This is a genomic window from Pectobacterium versatile, assembly GCF_020166435.1.
In the GTDB taxonomy this organism is placed as follows: Bacteria; Pseudomonadota; Gammaproteobacteria; order Enterobacterales; family Enterobacteriaceae; genus Pectobacterium; species Pectobacterium versatile.
The window spans coordinates 53,622-67,787 of record NZ_JAINZP010000017.1 but is presented as its reverse complement, the minus strand read 5'-3'; the positions used below and the strand labels follow the sequence as shown (position 1 = coordinate 67,787).

The 14,166-nt window shown below is 49.9% G+C and carries 12 protein-coding genes; 9 read left to right on the top strand and 3 right to left on the bottom strand.

Going from position 1 to position 14,166, the window contains the following annotated elements; genetic code table 11:
• Positions 1 to 215: 215 nt before the first annotated feature.
• The 6 genes from K7X24_RS22110 (at position 216) to trxA (ending at position 6,704) form a co-directional block, all read left to right on the top strand.
• Positions 216 to 1,097 (top strand): energy transducer TonB, encoded by an 882-nt coding sequence (locus K7X24_RS22110; protein WP_224555992.1) that lies wholly within the window; start codon positions 216 to 218, stop codon positions 1,095 to 1,097.
• A 78-nt stretch (positions 1,098 to 1,175) separates the two neighbouring features.
• On the top strand, positions 1,176 to 1,916 hold the full coding sequence (locus tag K7X24_RS16760) for a MotA/TolQ/ExbB proton channel family protein (RefSeq protein WP_039488842.1): 741 nt from the start codon (positions 1,176 to 1,178) through the stop codon (positions 1,914 to 1,916).
• A 14-nt stretch (positions 1,917 to 1,930) separates the two neighbouring features.
• Positions 1,931 to 2,353 (top strand): ExbD/TolR family protein, encoded by a 423-nt coding sequence (locus K7X24_RS16755; RefSeq protein ID WP_224555989.1) that lies wholly within the window; start codon positions 1,931 to 1,933, stop codon positions 2,351 to 2,353.
• A 171-nt stretch (positions 2,354 to 2,524) separates the two neighbouring features.
• Positions 2,525 to 3,889 (top strand): TldD/PmbA family protein, encoded by a 1,365-nt coding sequence (locus K7X24_RS16750; protein ID WP_224555987.1) that lies wholly within the window; start codon positions 2,525 to 2,527, stop codon positions 3,887 to 3,889.
• Positions 3,890 to 3,923: 34 nt separating this feature from the next.
• On the top strand, positions 3,924 to 5,369 hold the full coding sequence (gene tldD, locus K7X24_RS16745) for a metalloprotease TldD (protein ID WP_224555984.1): 1,446 nt from the start codon (positions 3,924 to 3,926) through the stop codon (positions 5,367 to 5,369).
• A gap of 69 nt (positions 5,370 to 5,438) precedes the next feature.
• Complete coding sequence (gene trxA / locus K7X24_RS16740) at positions 5,439 to 6,704, top strand: thioredoxin (protein ID WP_224555979.1); 1,266 nt, start codon at positions 5,439 to 5,441, stop codon at positions 6,702 to 6,704.
• A 1,046-nt stretch (positions 6,705 to 7,750) separates the two neighbouring features.
• Here trxA and K7X24_RS16730 read toward each other — a convergent pair.
• Entirely contained in the window at positions 7,751 to 8,362 is a 612-nt protein-coding gene (locus tag K7X24_RS16730; RefSeq protein ID WP_224555976.1) for a response regulator transcription factor, read from the bottom strand.
• A gap of 1,437 nt (positions 8,363 to 9,799) precedes the next feature.
• Between K7X24_RS16730 and K7X24_RS16725 the strand changes: the two genes are divergently transcribed.
• Positions 9,800 to 10,231, top strand: coding sequence for a hypothetical protein (locus K7X24_RS16725; protein ID WP_224555975.1), 432 nt, complete (start codon positions 9,800 to 9,802; stop codon positions 10,229 to 10,231).
• A 1-nt stretch (position 10,232) separates the two neighbouring features.
• The gene (locus tag K7X24_RS16720; protein ID WP_224555974.1) at positions 10,233 to 10,541 is read left to right on the top strand and encodes a hypothetical protein; all 309 of its coding nucleotides are present in this window, start codon (positions 10,233 to 10,235) and stop codon (positions 10,539 to 10,541) included.
• A gap of 26 nt (positions 10,542 to 10,567) precedes the next feature.
• Here the strand turns inward: K7X24_RS16720 and K7X24_RS16715 are convergent, their stop codons facing one another.
• Positions 10,568 to 12,637, bottom strand: coding sequence for a tRNA(Met) cytidine acetyltransferase TmcA (locus K7X24_RS16715; protein WP_224555971.1), 2,070 nt, complete (start codon positions 12,635 to 12,637; stop codon positions 10,568 to 10,570).
• Positions 12,638 to 12,654: 17 nt separating this feature from the next.
• Positions 12,655 to 13,107: a DUF441 domain-containing protein gene (locus K7X24_RS16710; RefSeq protein WP_224556036.1), complete on the bottom strand. Its 453-nt coding sequence runs from the start codon at positions 13,105 to 13,107 to the stop codon at positions 12,655 to 12,657.
• Between the two features lie 343 nt (positions 13,108 to 13,450).
• Here K7X24_RS16710 and K7X24_RS16705 point away from each other — a divergent pair, with 343 nt between their 5' ends.
• Positions 13,451 to 14,164, top strand: a complete 714-nt coding sequence (locus K7X24_RS16705) for a hypothetical protein (protein ID WP_180744080.1) — start codon at positions 13,451 to 13,453, stop codon at positions 14,162 to 14,164.
• The last annotated feature ends 2 nt before the right edge of the window (positions 14,165 to 14,166 follow it).

Below are 14,166 nucleotides of genomic sequence, written 5' to 3'. Positions count from 1 at the left end.
CGGTAAGCCACAAAAAAACGCTGGGAGCGTTTTTTGACGTCACGACGTGACGGCTCGTCAGGGTGGCAACCAAGGACGGTTACCACAAAAAAATTTCGCGCGCGTGGTGACACTTTTTCAGCCTCGTTGCACATCGTTAATAGAGGTCATCATAGTTCCGTGTTCAGGACTGGATGAAACGTCCGACACCGTAAGCCAGAGCAGCAGAGGAAAACGTGCAACAGGCATCCGTGCAACACCTTTCGTTAAACGCGCGCGTCGACGCGGCTCCCGCCGCACGGCGTGACGTCGCCCCCGCACAGCCGTCGCGAAGTGTGACGATGGTTGCGCCCGTTCGGGGAGAAATGGGGAAGATCGCGCTCAGCTTTCTGACGGTCGCGCTGATCCATGCGGGTGTCGCCGCGTTGCTCATCACGCGTACCACCGAATACACACCGATCAATCTGCTTAATCCGGCAGCCAGCATCAGCATTCAGGCTACGATGGTTGAAGCGCCAGAACCCGAACCGATTCCCGAGCCGTCGCCGGAACCGCCCGTGCTGACGTCAGAACAGGGTGAACGTGAAATTGCACCCGTTCCTGAAAAGCCCATCGTTGAGGAGCAGCAGACGCCGCCCCCGACGGTCAAAAAAGAAGTTCACCAGCCGCCGGTGAAGCCAGTAGTCAAACCGCAGCCCGTCCGACCTAAAACCATCGCCGAGCGTCAGCCTGCGGCTCGTTCTACACCGGAGCCTTCCCCCGCTGCACCGGAAGCGACACCAGGCCCGCTGACTACCGCCAGCAAAGGCAACCTGATGCAGAACAGTCTGGGTGCACAGCCCAAGCAGGTCGCTTCCGTCGGCTGTGTCGTTCCGCAGCCTGACTACCCTCGCCGCGCCAAGCGTCTCCAGCAGGAAGGTAACGTGCTGGTTCGTCTGGTCATTAGCCCAGAGGGACGCTTGATTCGGCACGACATTGCCCGCAGCAGCGGCTATGACGCCCTCGATCAGGCCGCGATTGACGCCGTAGCGCAGGCACGCTGTACGCCTTACCGCGAAAACGGACAGGCCATTACCGTCATGACGGTTCAGCCAGTCAATTTCCGGCTAACTCATTAAGAAAGAATCCGCGTTGAAATAGCGCATCCGCCGTTTCGCAGACACGCCCGAATCAGGTTATTGCATAAGAGGTCACACATGAACACGTTAGATATCCACCATTTTTGGCAGCAGGGCGATCTTGTCACCCACTCGGTAGCCATCATTCTGCTCATCATGTCGCTGCTGTCATGGACGGTCATGCTGCTCAAAGCACGGCAGCTGTTTGCATTGAACAAGAGCGTGCAATACAGCCGCAATACCTTTTGGCAGGCGACCAGCCTGCAAGAAAGCGTCGAGAAATTCGGCAAACAGCGTTTTAATCCGTTCCGCGATCTGGTGATCGAAGGACATGCGCTGCTGAAACACCCGCACAAATTCTCTTCCACGCTGGGCGGACACGTCGATCTCAGCGACTGGCTGGTGCGCGGCCTGAGCAACACGCTGGACACCAACTCTGGGAAACTGCAATCCGGCCTCGGAACGCTGGCCTCTATCGGCAGCACCGCACCGTTTATCGGCCTGTTGGGCACTGTATGGGGCATTTTTCACGCGTTGCAAACCATCAGCACCATCGGCCAGCCCGATCTGGCTCAGGTGGCTGGCCCAGTCGGCGAAGCGCTGATCATGACGGCATTTGGCCTGTTCGTGGCGATTCCCGCCGTATTAGGGTTCAACGCCATTAACCGCCGCAACCGTATCGTCCTGCATGCCATGAACCGCTTTGCACACGATCTCCACGCTTACCTACTGACGGGCGCGCGCGTAGATACCAGCCTTACCGACCTGAATAGCCCCGCGCGGTATGAAGCGGCTCACCCCGTTGAACGCTCCGCCTGAAGAGGAACACCGCAATGAGTATGTCATCCCCGTTTGAAAGTCAGGAAGACGCGCTGCTTAACGACATCAACATGACGCCGTTTATCGACGTCATGCTGGTGCTGCTGATCGTGTTTATGATTACCCTGCCGGTTATTAACCACGCCGTTAAAGTGGAGCTGCCGCGCACCAGCATCGAGAAAATCAAGAAAGATCCGCAGGCCGTGGATATCGCGATTACCGCGACGGGGCAGATTAACTGGAATAAAGAAGCGATTGATGATGCCCAGTTGATCGCCAAACTCGATGCGGCCTCAGCCGACGGCACTCACCCGAATATACGGCTGTTTGCCGATCAGGCCGTCGAGTATGGCCGGGTAGCGTATGTGATGACTAACGCCCAACAGCGCGGCCTGAGCAAAATCGATTTCGTCCTGCAACCCGTCAAAACGCCCTGATATCCTCTTTTGCTCTGATGCCGACAGCCTCGCCAGCATCAGGGCACATCATCCAAGGTCTACCATCTCTCCCTCATCCCCCCCAGCGTAAAAAATTTCGTCGCACGGTGACGTTTTTCTTTCTTCGTTGCACATCATGAGTAGAACACTGTCACGCATGGATACCGAATAATGCCTTCTCTTGATGAATCCCCCGTTCTTGCTACGCCGCAGACCGATACGCTTCAGTCGTTGGCCGGAGACGTACTGGACTTCGCCGCCGCCAAAGGCGCGAGTCAGGCAGTCGTTAGCGTCTCGCAGGGAAACCGCCGCACGATCCGCGTCAGGAACGGAGATATTGATACACTGACGCAAAACCAAAGCCGCTTTCTGTCCGTTACAGTCTATTTCGGCCAGCGCGCAGGCACCGTTTCCTCTACCTTGTTCAGCAAGGAAGCGTTGCAGGATGCCGTTGACGCCGCCAGTACGCTGGCAAAATACGCCGATGAGGATCCTTGTAGCGGCCTGCCGGAAGCGCAGTATTTCGCCCGTGATATTTACGATCTTGCACTGCATAACACAGATACGCTGACGGTTGAACAAGCGCTGTCGCTGGCGCTACGCGCCGAGCAGGCCGCCAATACTGCACATGAGTATGGCTATAGCGAGAGTACGGAAATCACCTCGCAGCAGGGAGACTTTATTCTGGCGAACTCAGCAGGTTTTTCGGCAGGCTACCCTACGTCGCTGCACACACTGTGGAGCCATACAATTGCCCGTAATGATACACAGCGCCAGCAGGGGTTTTGGCACACCACCGTCAGAGCACCGTCGCTGCTGGCTCCACCAGAGGCTATCGGACATACCGCTGCGCAACGTGCGGTAGCGCAGTTAGGGGCGCGAAAACTCTCAACCTGCCGCTGCCCAGTCTTGTTTGATGCGCCCGTGGCACACAGCCTGATTCACCACCTGGTCAACGCGCTGAGCGGCGCGGCACTTTATCGCTCCACGTCATTTCTGGGGCAGTGCCTCGGTGAGGCAATCACCGCACCACACCTGAGCCTGCACGAAAACCCGTTTATTCCCGGCGCGCTGGCTAGCGCCTGCTTTGATGCCGAAGGCGTCGCCGCCTCTCGCCGCCACGTTATTCACGACGGCATCGCACAAGGCTATTTTTTATCAAGCTACAGCGCACGACGGCTGGGGTTATCTCCCACGGGACATGCGGGTGGTACCTATAACCTGACCGTTAGCAGCAGCCAGAGCCGCTCCGATGATGGTTTGCCGGCGCTGCTGCGCAGCATGCAAAAAGGGCTGCTGGTGACCACGCTGCTGGGAAGTGGGCTGAATCCGATGACAGGCGACTACTCCCAAGGCGTTGCAGGTTTTTGGGTCGAAAACGGCGAGATTCAGTATCCAGTCGAAGAGATCACGATTGCGGGCAACCTGAAAACGCTGCTCCTGCGATGCATCGCGCTCGGTGCGGATATCCACACGCAGGGCAACCTCTCCTGCGGTTCCCTATTGATTGAAGAGATGCAGATCGCTGGGCAGTAATCCCACATCGCGTCACAGAAACAGGATCACCATCATGGCAATACACGCTTCCATAGCGCCAGTCTCCCCTGCGCTGTCGGCATTTTCGCTGGAAACGACGGAGATAACGCACGCGCTGAACCACATCATGCAGCGTCAGGTAGACTATGCCGATCTCTATTTTCAACGCCGTCAGCAGGAAGGCTGGCAGATCGAAAACGGCATTGTGCGTCCTACCGGCTTCAGCCGCGATCAGGGCGTTGGCGTCCGCGCCGTCAGCGGTGAAAAGACCGCTTTCTCCTACACCAATGACCTCCGCCCGCAGGCTATTCTGCAAGCCGCCAGCACCGTAAGAGAAATCAGCCGTCAGGGGCAAAGCGCTAGCGTGGCATTACCCGCATCGCTACCGCACGGCACTACCGCGCTCTACCCGTCAGACAATCCGCTGCTTGCCGCCACGGAAGAACAAAAACGCCAGTTACTGCTTTCTATCGATCGTCAGGCGCGCGCGCGCGATCCCCGTGTGACGCAGGTAACGGCCTACTTGAATGCCTCACATGAAACCATTCTGATCGCCCGACATGACGGTCGGCTCGCCACCGACGTTCGCCCACTGGTGAATCTGATCATCCATGTCGTCGTTGAGCAGCAGGGCCGTCGGGAGAAGGGTTCCAGCGGTGGCGGGCGGCGTCTCGACTACCGATTCTTTGATGACGAGACGGTCAGCCATTGGGTCAATCAGGCCGTCGATCAGGCACTGAATAATCTGGACGCCAGTCCGGTGCCAGCAGGCACCTATAGCGTGATCCTTGGTGCTGGTTCACCCGGAATTTTGCTACACGAAGCCATCGGACACGGGCTGGAAGGCGATTTTAACCGCAAAGGCAGTTCCGCATTCTCCAGCCTATTGGGAGAGCGCATCGCCGCACCGGGCATCACCGTCGTGGATGACGGCACACTCGCCAACCGACGGGGTTCACTCCATGTAGATGATGAAGGCACGCCGTCGCAGTGCACGACGTTAATCGAAGACGGCATACTGCGCGGCTATTTGCAAGATAGCCTCAATGCCAGACTGATGAACACCGCACTTACAGGCAACGCACGTCGGGCTTCCTACTCTGCGCTGCCGCTGCCACGCATGACCAATACCTACATGCTGGCCGGACAGTATCCCGCAGAAGAGGTGATCGCATCGGTCAAAAACGGACTCTACGCCGTCGGCTTCGGCGGTGGGCAGGTTGATATCAGCAGCGGGAAATATGTCTTTTCCACCACGGAAGCCTATCTGATTGAAAACGGGCGCGTCACCCGCCCCGTGAAGGGCGCGACGCTGATTGGTCACGGGCCAGAAGCACTGCTGCACGTCGCAATGGTAGGCAACGATCTGGCTTTAGATGACGGCAATATCGCATGTACCAAAGAAGGCCAATCCCTGCCCGTCAGCGTCGGCCAGCCAACGCTTCGCATCGACAACATGACCGTAGGCGGCTCGCAGTAAGCCGTATCGTTACGGTGCATCGCCCGCCCCGACTCAATTTACTTACGATTTTCTCTGAACGGAGACACCATGTCAGATGCCATTATCACTGCCAGCGACACCTCGCTGGATGCGTTACTTACTCATAGCGACAAGCCCGTTTTGCTTGACCTGTGGGCACCCTGGTGCCAGCCGTGTAAAACGCTGGCGCCTTTGCTGAACACCATTGCCGACAATACCCCAGACAACCTGACCGTCGCCAAGCTGGATGTCGAACAATATCCAGCATTCATGCAGCGATTTAGCGTTCGCGGTATTCCTACGCTGCTGCTGTTTAAAAACGGACAGGAGATTTCACGGCAGATCGGCGTGAAAACGCTGGCGCAGCTACGTGGCTGGCTGGAATCGCATCAGATTGCAATACAGAACACCGCCCAGCCTCTGGCAGACACCCGTGTGACGTGGGGCGCATTCTATGGTGATGCATCACTGCACGCGTTTCTACACCAGCGTTTGCGCCAGCATGCCGCGGATGGTGATATCGAACACGCATTTTCACCCTACTGGCAGGACAACAAAGGCTCTGTCTCTGCTGTGCTGGCACACAGCGAGGACATTCGCGTCTTTGAACGCGTCACTGGGCTGCCGGCCGCGCTCGGCCTGCTGCTGGAAAAACTGCCGAGCACCACATCCACACAGGTTGACGCTCTCTTTGCTGCACTCTCTCCGGGGAAAACCGTAGAGAGCGTGGCACTGCAATGGCTGCATCAGTGGTTAAGCCCCGAGAGAAACCCTTGGTCTGACTGGCTGACAGACAGCACCGTCAACGATTTGTGCCAACAGTGGCAACAGGCTATTTCGCGGCGGTTAGCAAGTGAAACCGTAGCGGAAAGTGAATGGACGGCGTTGCATCAGCAGGCCATAAGCTGGGAAGAACACGCTTCAGGCGAACTCGGATTGGAAAAAAATATTGCGGCAATCGTCGCCCGCCTATCGCCGCCGCCTGCCGCATCGGATGTGGATAGCTGGCGGGGTATCAGTATCACTCTCGGCTTCGCGCTGGCGCAGATCCTGCAAATTAACGACGGATGGAGCAGAGAAGAACGCGCAATGCCGGATAAACGCTTCCACTGGTTTAAAGAACAGGAAGCAGCCACGTCCAGCCAACAGCTAACGGATGAGCAAATTACCGCGCTACGTGGACAATGGCTTCAGGAAAACCCGGATTTTTCTGCGAAAGAGGACGCGTTTTATCAGCGCTATCCGCAGCTGTTAGAGGAACAGAGAATTCCCTTGCAGGAAATGCTGTGGGAATTACTGCGTCATGCTCCCGCCTTCAAAGCACAGTTGAGTTAACACTCTGGTCTTCATCTCAGGGATGAGGCGTAGACTACATCGAATGGGCAGGACGCACCCACTGCCGCCAACGCTTCAGGCGCGCTTTTCTGCCGGAAAGCCAAGTAAACATCAAGGTAGTTATCGCTCCAAGTTAATTTATGCTACCTGCTTTTCTCACACTGGACTTAACGTGACGCTATCCTACGATTGCCAGCATCGTGTCTGCCGTGACCTCTCTTTGGGTCTTACTGCCCTCGCGGCTTTATAGCGTTGTCTCGCTGTGCCAATAGTGTGCTGCCCTCATCCGTAGCCGCCAAAGAGGTACTATCTGCGTGGTAGTATGAGTGTAAAAGCAGCGATTGTAACAATGCTGCATGGAAAGCTCTTTCTCATTTTTTGAAAAAATGCCCCATGCTGAACGTTTTGCCAGCCGAGAAATGATGGGAATGATAGTGTTTAATTATATAGAGGGTGATTATAACCACAGGTATCATCACAGTGCATGGGGTGGCTTTAGCTTGGAACAGCTACAAAACCATAACCTCACTTAGGACTGTGTCCATTTAAAGCCAGTAGAATCACCTTTCACGCAAATGAACCTTATTTACAACACTCATTCTTAAGTTTTATAACTCTATGGCTTGGACATATAGTTTCCATAAAAACACGAAAATAAATTTATTTAAAATATGCAACACACATTTATAAGAGAATTAAAATTTACCTACAATAGATATGCATCTTATTTTATAGCCTCTCATTTCATAAAAACATAATATCTTTTTTTAGGAAAAATTAAGAACCCCTCCCCATGACACTGTAGTGAAATTAATATATTGCTGTAAATTCGATCGCTCAAAAACAAAATACACCAGTATGAAAATTAACCGCACAAAACCAGTCATATATAATTACAAGCAAGATAAACATAACAAAAGTTAATAGTATGAACATACATTATTAAGATAGATATGAAATTTACCAAAAAAATTGGACATCCCTGGCATCAGTAATGAAAGAAGACTTTTTCAAAAAAAATAATACTGAATATAATAAATTATAGACTAATCATTACTAGAGAAAATCATTGCAGCTTGTGTACGATTATTAACATTTAATCGTCTAAATATTGACTCAAGATGGGATTTAACTGTACCGGCACTGATATTAAGCGAGCGGCTAATCTGTTTATTTGATTTCCCAGCTGCAATGAGTTCCAGAACCTCTAATTGTCGGTCGCTAAGGTTAGCAACCTTATTAACATCGCACTTATTATCATCCTTATTGATAAAAGTGCGTTCAGGAAAGCAAACCATTCCTGCTGCTGCCATTCTCAAGACTTGAATGACCATTTCGGCAGGAAGGTTTTTGGGAACAATGGCCACCGCACGGTGCGCTAGGTACAGCTCCAACTGCTTCTTATTTACACTATTCATCATAACAACAATGTGGTTGTTAGGATTAGCTAATGAAAGTTCGTCTAGCGTTGACACAAAAACCTTTGAGTCAACATCACCATCAAGCAATAACACGGCATCCGGCATGCTTTCCATCGCCCTCCATATACCATACAGATCGTCTGCAACTTTCATTTTTATTTCAGGCATGATTTTGTTCAATCTAAAAGACATACCCTGAATAAATATTGATAACTTATCGTCAACGATCACATTCATACATCTCTCCCGACAAACATGTGTCTATTGAATTAAATCCACATTTAGCTTAACTACCTTAAAGAGTATTAACGATAATGGAAAATCATAAAACGACATTCGGCATATGACATTCGGCATATAGACAACGACAAAAAAAAGTTATATTTTGTACGTTTTTATTTCACATTAATTCATTTTCACTATCGATAAGACAATATTAAAAACATATAGTCACTGATCAAATTTAACCATGTAGACTCGGGGTCCCCTCAATTACATAATCTTCTGATAAAATATGGATGCAGCCTCATATCATCATCGAAAGATAATTTTTGGCGGCTTTCTCATCATGGATGACGACCAGAAGAATTTTAAAAAAATCAAAAGATATTTCAAAAATATTGCGGATTTGTATGACTCCATATCATTTTTTTATTATTTTCTTCTTTCTCATTGATTTTATAGGGAATAAAAATTTTATTCGTTGCTTTTTGAACACATTATGTAAAAGTGGGAGGAAGATCCTTATCAGTAACGACGTTTGAGATAGCTACCATTACAGGTTCCGCCAATACTGCTTATCTGAGCCAGAGCACCCAAAAATATCCCGTTGATAACCTTGCAGTATTGCACATAAGTACGACGATTTTTTTGCAAGTGTATAGGGGAAGCAGAAGTGAAATCAGTAACCATTCGGTGTCAGGAGATTCGTAGCGAAAAACAAACCTATCCATATGAAAAATAACAAAATTAAAATAAAAAAATACAGCCTAGGCCTATTTATTCCCTAATGCCAGCCAAATGGCCGATGTTTTTTTTATCCACTATCTCTAAATTAATTGATATCTATAGCATACCTCTGCCACCAAAAAATAAAGATATAATACTTAGATCCATAATTATTTTTATAAATCAATAAAATAGATAAAAAAACATGACTAGGATCACATTATAGAGAAGATGATACGTAACGATTTTTGCATGATCTTACGCATAGCAAGCATTGATTGATAAACAATTGGCAAGGATAAACCTAGATAAGAATCACAATTCGATCAGAAAATAAATTTTAGAGTATGTTCACTTGATAAAATCTTCCAAAGATATTTCAAAAAAGCTCATACCTGGATATGAAAAAATCATTCATAAAACTCACAAGAGAAAATTTTTTTATTGGCATTAAAAAATTGATTTCCGCATTGTTACGCATTAACTTTTAACATCTAAATTACTGAGTAAAAAAACTTCCATTTCAAAAAACAAAGTACATTAAAACTAATGAACTAGAAAATAATTACAGAAAGATGAAAATAACGAAAAATTTCCAGCGAAAATAAGATTGGATGTAAAATACAAATCTTTGCAGACACAGAAATAAAAAATGTAACTTACCAAATAAAACAAATAAAACACTAAAATTCATTTCAACTAAAAAATGAAAAACAAGGAGGAAAAATGGATTCCACTGTAACAATAGACACTTATAATTTTATTATTAGTGAGCTACTAGCAGCAATTTCAGGTTTATTTGGTGGGCTGAGTATCGCATTTTTTTGGCAGCCAAAAAAATTATATAAATATGGAACAATTATTGCTGCTGTTATTATATGCTGTATAAGCATCACAGCCACCTTTGCACTTGTAGGTATGACGGCAAAGATACTCCGTATGAACGCCAGTGATATAGATACTGCAATGGGGCTAGGCTATCTCGTTGGAGCAATAAGCGTCGGCCTCATCGCTTTTTTAGCTAATTTTTTCAGCAATAGAGAAAACAAAGATATTCTGGACGTTGCAAGTGAATTGAAGCAAGCAACGAAAGGAAACCCATCTCGCAATAATTCATCTGATGATTCACAGACAAATCCACCAAAGGAGGAAAACTAACATGAGCATAGAATGGTGGGGTTTTTTAGCACTAACACTGATCGATGTAATTATTTCTTTTTTTATTTTTACAGGAGCACTAAATAGGAGCGTATATTCACTATCGGGATGGTATAAAGTTGGGTTAATAGCGATTGCATTTGGTTCTCTCTCTCAGGCAGCGCTAAACCTTCCATTTTTGGTACTCGGAAAGAGAATTTTTTCGAATACACTGCCTTTCTGGATTTTGAAAGATATTGGCATCTTCATCATCGCCTTCTTATATATTATTAAGTCAAGGGAAAAAGAAAAGACGAAAGAAAAGGATTAAAGAACACCCTATTTATTATTCTACAGTTAAATACTGTAACGTCTACTGACGCCAACGATAGCAACGTTTTTATTATAGTGATGTAGAACGCTGGCGGTTTCTTCTCGCCAGCGTTTCAGAAGCGCTTTCTTACCAGTTAGCCCCAGCATCGTTGCTATCCGTTCACCTTCCCCCAATTTTTCCATGAATAAGCGCAACGCTGGCAGCGGCAACGTAGTGTGAACCAGCAGGCGACAGATCGCGGCAAAGCTGGCTTCCATTGGCCGATGTGCAAACGCAAAACCCGCCAGCTCACGCCAGTCATCTTCATTCAGTTCAATACTTTCTGCATCTAGTTCAATATGTTTCGTCGGCGGCAACGAGATATCCAACGGAATCAGGCGCTGTAACCAAAACCAGTCGCGCGTCAATTGCTGACTTCCCTGCTCCGCCAGTTTGTGCCCCGCTTCACTCAGCGGCAGTATCGCCATCGCACTGTAACAGCCGCTACTGGCTTCAAGATGGCTGCCGATACGCACCAGTTGAAACCCACACGACTGCCAGAATGCCCACAGCTCTGTCTGATAGCCAAAGCTAACCGACAGGTAATCCAGTGCCTGTCGCTGTGCCTCACGCACCTGTTCAGCAATTAACGCGCGACCCATCCCCTGTCGGCGATATAACGATGCCACCGCAATCCGACTCACACGGCGAGCACGTAGCATCGGTGCATACCATAGCCCAGCGTGTGCCGCCAACGACTGCGCCACAAGATTACCACGCGGGCGTCGCCGTCCAGCCCACACCTCATGCGCCAGTGAGGCAGACAATCCACCCTCCTCAACCAGCCACAGTACGCCACCAATCTCACCCGCCACCTGTGCGCTGGCAATATGCATGCCCGGCGCATCCATCAGACGGCGCAGATCCAGCGGCGAGGTACGGTAATGCGCACTGCACAAGAGCGCATAGCACCACATCAGGCGGTCAGGATGTGTCAGCCAGTCGTCAGCACGTTCGATTCGACTTTCCAGCGCAGAAAAGGGAATAGGTCGATCGGGCTGCTGCGGGGAATGAAACGCTTCGGGTTCGTTAAATAGCAGTGCCTGATCCAACACCCGCTCCAGCGGATCGTTAACAGCCCAGCGCAAAGGTTCGTCCAGCGTAAATGCCCGCCACTGCGGTAGCGTCGCGCAAAATTTCAGCAAAAATCCCCGTCCAGTACCTTCATATCCCTGTACCGTCGTGATCATCAGAATGCGGGGAAAATACGGTAACAGCGCGGAGAGCACGGAAGACGGGATCGCCGCAGCTTCATCAATTAACAACCAGTCGACATTGGGTGCACCATGAAGGCGGCAGTGTTCCAGCAGCGCATCCGGTGCCCAGAATGGCACATCGGCACGCGCGTGCTGTTGCAGGATATCCGCCGCCGCGCGGGAAGGTGCGGTGATCCAGCAGGCACCGAGACTCCGCTGCGTCAGCATTCCCGCCAGCGCCGATTTCCCTCGTCCGCGCGGGGCGGTAATCACCAATACGCCGGACTCGGTGGCATTCAATTCATGCAGAATATGCTGCTGTTGCGCGGTCGGCTCACCGCTAGCTGGCTGCCAGTCCGATCGCGCGGCCAGTGGCCGAATCACGAACGCCTGATCCTGCTGCCAGAGAACGACGTCCTCATCGGATAACAGTTGGCGCTGGAAATGTTGAATAAAGTGCGGGGTAGCAATCGGCTGTTCTTGTTCGCTCCAACGCAGGCTGTCTTGATCCGGCTGTGTCGGCCATGCCTGCCACGACGGCACCAGCATAATCAGCCAGCTACCGGCCTGTAGCGTGCCTGACAGCATTGCCAGCGCTTCGACATCCACGCCGCTACGTGCATCAAACACCGCGTGGAGAAACTCCCGCCCCAGCAGCGTCCGCACTCGACTGGCTGGCAGTGCGGTGACGGAATCAGGTGCGGATTCGCTAACCCACAGCCAGTCGCCGGACAATTGGCCACTGAGCGCCAACGCCTGCTCTTCACACCAGTTCGCTTCACCGCTCAGCACCAGCAATCGCCGGACACCATAGCGCTGCTGCTGGCGTTGGCTGTGGAGAAAATCACGCAACATCATCACACGCGCCGAATCAATCAGGTCTTGCCGATCAGCAGAGAAAGCAGCCCTGCGGCGATCAGCGGCCCAACCGGAACACCGCGAAACAGCGCCACGCCCATGACCGTCCCCACCAGCAGTCCGGCCACAACGGAGGGCTGGTTGCTCATCAGCGACACGCCGCGTCCGCCAAGCCAGGACACGACAACACCAATGAGGATCGCCAGCAGGGATTTCCAGTGCAGGAAGGAATGCATGACTTCACTGGCGGTAATTTTTCCGCTGGCAATCGGTGCCATCACGCCAATCGTCAGAACGACGATACCGATGCTCAGGCCGTATTTTTCTACCCATGGGAAATAGCTGTTCAAGGGGGTGATGCGTATCGCCAGCAAAACCAGAATCGCCAGCGTGACGGTCATGTTGTGGCTGATGATACCCAGCCCCGCCAGGACGAGCAGAATTAACAATGTCGGATCGAGATAGGTCATGGATGCGAGTCTGTCGAAAGTAGTCAGGTTGCGCACTAAGCAAACCACGATGATAGCATTAATGAACCGACCGTCGATTCTCTCCTATAAAAATTTCCGGTTCGCCTTCGTATTACCTGCGCAATCTGGAGAGCGTTCTCACGATAATTGCTCAATATAAACGACCAATGATTAATAACAAAAAAGTGAAATATATTATTTATGCATAGTAAATATCATCGAATGATATTATTTCATTAATACTTAAATTGATTTTATTTTTAATATTTCATATGAAACATCAACTTGACCCACATTCCCCTCGCCAATAGAATGAAAGATGACGGATAAACAGGGATAGTTTATGAGTAGCAGACAAGATATTAAAGATGGCGCTCTATTTGATTCACTTCGCAATGGATTGGTTTATACCAAAATCTTAGGTTGGCTCGACATGGGACATGCAAGGGGCGACGACATAAGAGCGCTTCAACTCCAATTTCAGGCTGGTGAAGCTAATAACGATCCCTATTACACGATTATGTATGACCAGAGTATGTATATAAATCGCTTTAACCGTTGTTTGGGAATAGGGAAATATTCAACATGGGTTATTCGTAAAGGGAAAACTCGCGATGAAATAAATCGAATCATGCTGGCAATGATGATGAATACGGCATCCAATTTTGAAGGCTTACAATCTCTACCACAGTTCTCCTGGTATACCGATAGCGGGTTTAGTGGTGAGGATTTAGTCTCTAACCTGTTTGGTTTTTATAGGACGTTGATACCAGGCCACTACGCCTATCAAGTCCAACCTGTCAGCTATGCATCCGCACTCCGACGTTGGGATCACTATGGTCCAGTTGGGGCGAACAAAAATAGGGGATTTGTCCCAACGCTCTACCCCGATCCACAAGATTTATGTGCTCGTCATATTCCATATAAGGGGAGACTACCGCATTTCATTACGTGGATAACTCCCTGGAATGATTTCACTTCCGGTGAGGTTGAAGTCTTCACAAATAATGGCACTAAGTTTTCAGCCAAAAAACGAGTGTATCCAGGACAATGTTAAGT